Here is a 5605-nt window from a genome sequence, read left to right as displayed (position 1 = left end):
AATATCTCACGTATTGTTATCTGACCGTGGTGATGGCGCTGTTTGTGATGTTCTATCCGATTCACTCCGGCATGGTTGTCAGCAAGGCATACGCCACATATCTGAGGTGGTTTGAAAGCTGGATATTGTTCAGCTAGGAAACAGAAAAAAAAAAGGTATCCTCTTTAAATTTCATGGTATACTGATCGGATTCGAATTTTTTCGGGTATCAAAATTGCCCGCATACAAGAAAGAAAGGGGCGGCTCCGCTTCTTGGCGCTCCAGGTCGCACCTGGCCCCTTCAGAACCCCCTGCAAGGGGAGGGGCGAGCCGCCCCTGGCACGAAGAAGTCCCCTTGACCCCATTATGCGCAAACCTTGATTTTTAAGCATAAGGTGAATTATTAACATATCATAAAATTCTCTAATGCGATCGCCCTGCCTTCTCTCTTTTCTTTTTGTGGCTCATTTATGATACAATGACAGTACCGACGATATGCACAGGCTAAGAGACATTCTAACCAGAGAGCGGGCTATATTCCTTGCAGGGGTGATACTGCTTGCCGCATTGATACTGACCTCTATGTACGTGGTGCGGGATATCATATCATTGCGCCTGAGGGATATCGTTGCAAAGAGACCACCGCCACCGGAGAAAACCTCACAGGCGGCAAAGTCCCTGATGGACTACGCAACAGTGATCAGCAATAACCCCTTTGGGATAAAGTCGGAGGGGCTATCCCCGCTTACCGGTCCACCAAAGGTTGTTGGCGTAGTGATGACAAAACTGAGGCTCATTGGCGCCATCGTTGGCAACAGGGGCACCGGTTATGCCATAATCGAGGATGAGCGTGGCACCCAGGAGGTGTTCAAAACCGGCGATACGGTATTTAAGACGACCGTCCTAGAGAAAGTGCTCCCCGACAGCGTGATACTCAAAGACGGAACAAAGCTCGCCCTGGCAGAGATACCATTGACCACGCCACAAACGGCACCGGTTGCCCCCCCCGTGGCAACTTCCGACTCCTTTGTCAGACCTACGGCGACAAACTCCTACGCCCTCAGCGCAAGCAAGCTCCAAGAGGCCATCGACAACCCCAGGGCACTGATGACAGAGGCACGGCTACAGCCACGCTTTAACAACGGCAAACAGGAAGGATTCCTGCTCCAGGAGATCAAAAAGGGCGGCATCTATGAACAACTTGGATTGAGAAACGGGGATGTCTTGCTCAGTGTCAACAAGTACGATATAACGAATCCTGAGACAGGGTTGCAGGCGTTTACCGCCCTCAGTGGGGTTAGTGACCTGCAACTGGACATATTGCGCGAGGGCACAAAGGTAACCCTCAACTATCAAATAAAATGAGAGACCGCACAATACAGGAGGTCAGGGTATGACAAAATTTCCGGCAATTACGGCGTTACTCCTCACGTGCCTGATGCTGTGCAGTGTGACTCTGTCGGCGGCGGAGCCAGGTGCGACCTGGAGCGACAAAAAGAAGGAAGACGAAAAGGTCGTGTTCAACTTTGTCGGTGTAGAACTGCCGGCCATAGCCAAGTTTGTCAGCGAACTGACAAGCAAGAACATCATATTTGACGAACAACTCAAGGGTAGGATCACAATAGTGGCGCCCTCACCCCTTAATAAGGCCGATGCCTTCAGGCTCTTTACGTCGGTACTGGAACTTAAGGGCTATACGGTCGTACCCGCCGGCACAAACACGTACAAGATCGTTCCCGCAGCCGAGGCCAGACATAAGGGGATCGAACTATCGACAACCACCAGCCATACCATAAACGAGGGCTATGTCGCCAGACTCATACAACTGGAAAACCTCTCAAGTGATGAGGCCGTTCAGTTCCTCAGACCCATTGTCTCAAAGGAGGGCTATATAGGCGAATTCAGCCCACGCAATATACTCCTGGTCATTGACTCAGGCGTTAACATCGAAAAGATACTATACATCTTGGAAAAAATAGACCAGCCCTCGACTATGGATAAACCCGAAATCGTCTTCTTGCATAACGCCGCCGCCGAATCCCTCGCAAAGACGCTAAACGAAGGGATTCAAAAGAGCATCGCCAAACGTGCCGGACAACAACCACCCACTGCCAGAACCGACGTCTATGTCAGTGCCGACAAGCGCCTGAACGCCCTTGTGATCTTCGGCTCCAAAAACGACAGGGAACCGATCAGGCAGCTCATAGACATGCTCGATGTCCCTTCGCCGGAGGCACAGGGGAGCATTAACGTGTATTTTCTGGAAAACGCCAACGCGGGTGAGCTTGCAAAAGTCCTTGACAGCCTCATCAAGCGCGTACAGCCCGGTCAGGAGAAGGCCGGTGAAAAGGCTCAGGCCATGCCCTTTGCCGCATCAGGCGATATCCTCATCACCCCCGATGAGGCCACCAACTCCCTGGTAATCATAGCCTCACGAAGCGATTACATCAACCTCACGGACGTCATAAAGAAGCTCGACAGACGCCGCAAACAGGTCTTTGTCGAGGCCATGATCATAGAGGTCTCCATAGACGATCTTGTGGAGTTGGGCAGCAAGTGGCGGATGATGGTCAAGGAAAATGGCGAGCCGCGCTTTACCTTTGGTTCGGGGCAGATCAGCACCACAACCATGCAGAACATCGTATATGGTCTGAGCGGCTTTGGGATAGGTGGCATGGGCAGCTTTGTCAACGTCCCCTATACGACCGTCAACTCTGATGGTACCACGACATCATCGACGTTGTCTGTACCTGGTTATGCGGCGTTGTTTAGCCTTGATGAGTTCAAGGGCGTGGTAAACATCCTCTCTACGCCCCAGATACTGACCTCAGACAACAAGGAGGCCGAAATCATGGTCGGTGAAAACGTCCCATTTATAACCAAACGTGAAACAGACACCTCTCGCACGCTCTCCGTGATGAACGCCATCGAACGAAAAGACGTCGGTATCTCACTGAAGATCACCCCGCACATCACCGAGGGCGACTACCTCAAGCTCGAACTCTACCAGGAGATATCCTCCGTAAAGAGCGAATCCAACTCCGACATCCTTATCTCTGTAGGACCCACTACGACCAAGCGTTCCACCAAGACAACCGTCTTTGCCAAGGACAACGAAACGGTCGTCATCGGCGGTCTGATCCAGGAGAAGGAGCAGGAGAGCCTTCAAAAGGTACCCATACTTGGGGACATCCCCATACTGGGGTGGTTGTTTAAGCAAAAGTCGTCATCCACGAAGAAGATAAATCTGATGGTGTTTCTGACCCCTCACATCATCCATAACGCAGATGAGCTCAGGAAGATCACAGAGGACAAGGGGGCTTTTATGAGAGACAGTGCCAGGTTGCCTGATCAGAAGGAGGCAAAAGACGCAAAGCGGCAGGAGAGGTTTATAGTCAGGTTCAAGGAATACGTGGACAAGGACCAGGCCGAACAACTAATCAGCAGCGTGGGGGCAACCGTTGTCAGGGTGGAACAGTCCCATGGCATCTACATAGTAAGCGTCCCGTCCGACAAGGAACCCGGTGGCATATTAAGCGAACTCCAGGGCATGCCCCAGGTAAGGTTTGCCGAATCAGAACGGTTGTTGAAGCAGTTGCAGCGGTAGGAGTTGAAAAGGGCAGAAGAAAAGGAGGAATCGCATGATACCGCTCATCGTCCTGATTGAGCACGGCCAGAATCACGGAGGGAAGCGTAACGGCAATCAAAGCCCGCTGAAACACCGCATATTCTGTATTTAATCCAATCGAAACGTGCTATAATATAGATGAGCATAAAGGCGAATTGAAATCTCTAATCTCTAATAACCGAAAACTTTGAGATTATAAGACAAGCCGCATAAACGGTAATTTTTTTCTGTTCCGTTAAATACTTTAATGGTTAGAGGTGCGTCTAACCTATATCACATCAATTTTAATACCCGAAAAAACTCGAATCCGATCAGTTACCCCTAAACCTAAGAAATTGAGCGTAAAAGATTTGGAGTTATGTGGGGTATCACCTTTAGCTTAACACGTATGGGGCTGGCCTCCTTGCAGGGGGTTCTAAAGGTGGACAGAGCCGCACCTTTCTTTCTTCTTCTTTTCTTCTCTTGCGTTGGGATGCCTCGTTTGCCGTCTTGACTGTCACATCGCGTCAAGGCTCTCAAGCACCCTGGAGATGACATCCGGACGGTAGTAGGTGGCCTTGAACCTGGAGGCGGGATAGAAGTCTGCGGCCTTGTCCTTGCCGTTGTTGACGTGCCAGCCGATGAGGTCATCCCCGCCCGGGGAGGCGTCGTAGTGACCCGACGGCGTCCACAGCACCCAGCGATTCCGGTCGTTGTGCGGGAAAAAGGCCAGAAGTTCCCTCCCCTCCGATAGCCTGTACCACCTGATTGTGCCGTCGGAAAACGCCGCAACGGCCAGCTTGCCATTGCCCGTAATGTTTACTGACCACGCAATACCTGGGACGGGAATCTCCCATCTCTGGGTGCCGGTCTTGTCAAACAGGCGGAGGCGCCACTCGGTTCCCAAGAGGAGGCTTTCACCGTTGGGTGCTATCGCAAGACTGTGGGACTCTTCATACTCTTGAAGTTTTAATGCCTTGCCGTTCAGTTTAGGGTTACAGGAGTCCTTCCAGTCTGTAACATTCAGGCCATCTGATGAGGTAATGGGTGGCTTTAAAGAGGCATCAGACTTGGTGGAACTATCTGCCTCAAGTAGCCTGAGGGATAGATCAAAGGCAGTCGACAATTTACCAGATACATCGTATTCAAACCGCACCTTTGTCCCATCATCGGAGACCAGAACCCCATTTATGTCACTCCTGTAATCGGCGGTCTGAGGTGTGACATAGAGGGTTCTTTTGCCCCGTCTATGTACTATACCAAAGGCTGGTTCAAAACTTCCAAAGGCAATGCCGCCATCGTTGAGGGGGAGGATGTGAAGTATTGTGTTGTTTGCACCAGACAGCGTCTGGTGTGTATCGCCCGTACTGCCTGACCATATTAGTATTGGCCATTGCCAACCCTTGGCATATCGCCCACCGGCATAGATATACCTGCCGTCCCTTGACCATGTTACACTGAATAAGTTGCCGTTATTTACCCCTTTAGTATCCGGCGAATAGAGATAAGACAGGTCTTTGCCTGAGAGAACGTCTACCTTTGTTGAATCATCAAAACCAACTGCCAACTTCCCACCATCGGCAGAGAAGCTTACGGAGAAAGGCCGATTGCCCCCAGGGGGTTTCCCCTTTGCCTGTAATTTGAACCTGCTGTCATAGAGTCGGATGTATCCATCCCAGGAGACCACCGCGAGTCTGCCCTTTGGGTCAAAATCAAGGCCGTAACTATCACTGCCGTAATTCTTGTCCTCGGCCACCTGGCTGTAATCCCTGGCGCTGAAGACACGTATACCGTTGCCTCCCCAAAGCGCTGCGGCCAGATACTTCCCGTCTTTTGAGTAGGTTAGGTGATAGATTACCTCCGACAATCCGCTGATCCTATTGATCAAGCCCCCGCTGTGGCGGTCAAACAGGTAGATGGAAGCCTTGCCATCCCATTGCCATGCAGTCTGCCGGTATGCCTGACCAGTGCAGGCGACGTCCCCAATGGCCCGATCCTGCGCATCGAAACTGGTATGCA

3 protein-coding genes are annotated in these 5605 nt (G+C 51.3%); 2 read left to right on the top strand and 1 reads right to left on the bottom strand.

Annotation, left to right across the window (positions count from 1 at the left end; all coding sequences use genetic code 11):
• The first annotated feature begins 474 nt into the window (after positions 1-474).
• Entirely contained in the window at positions 475-1344 is an 870-nt protein-coding gene (locus tag HWQ67_RS11965) for a type II secretion system protein N (protein ID WP_218252922.1), read from the top strand.
• A gap of 28 nt (positions 1345-1372) precedes the next feature.
• Positions 1373-3586 (top strand): type II secretion system secretin GspD, encoded by a 2214-nt coding sequence (gene gspD / locus HWQ67_RS11960; protein WP_218252921.1) that lies wholly within the window; start codon positions 1373-1375, stop codon positions 3584-3586.
• 517 nt (positions 3587-4103) lie between these two features.
• On the opposite strand, the gene HWQ67_RS11955 is transcribed toward gspD, so the two are convergent.
• On the bottom strand, positions 4104-5605 hold a 1502-nt coding region (locus HWQ67_RS11955; protein WP_218252920.1), incomplete at its 5' end, for a WD40 repeat domain-containing protein.

This window comes from Candidatus Magnetobacterium casense (assembly GCF_019173545.1).
GTDB classification, from domain to species: Bacteria; Nitrospirota; Thermodesulfovibrionia; order Thermodesulfovibrionales; family Magnetobacteriaceae; genus Magnetobacterium; species Magnetobacterium cryptolimnobacter.
Note: the sequence above shows the minus strand (reverse complement) of the source record. Positions and strands in the feature narration are given on the sequence as shown.

What these genes read in the sequence shown, in the direction of transcription:
- HWQ67_RS11965 (WP_218252922.1), top strand. Translation starts at nt 475, where the DNA reads ATGCACAGGCTAAGAGACATTCTAACCAGAGAGCGGGCTATATTCCTT.
- gspD (WP_218252921.1), top strand. Translation starts at nt 1,373, where the DNA reads ATGACAAAATTTCCGGCAATTACGGCGTTACTCCTCACGTGCCTGATG.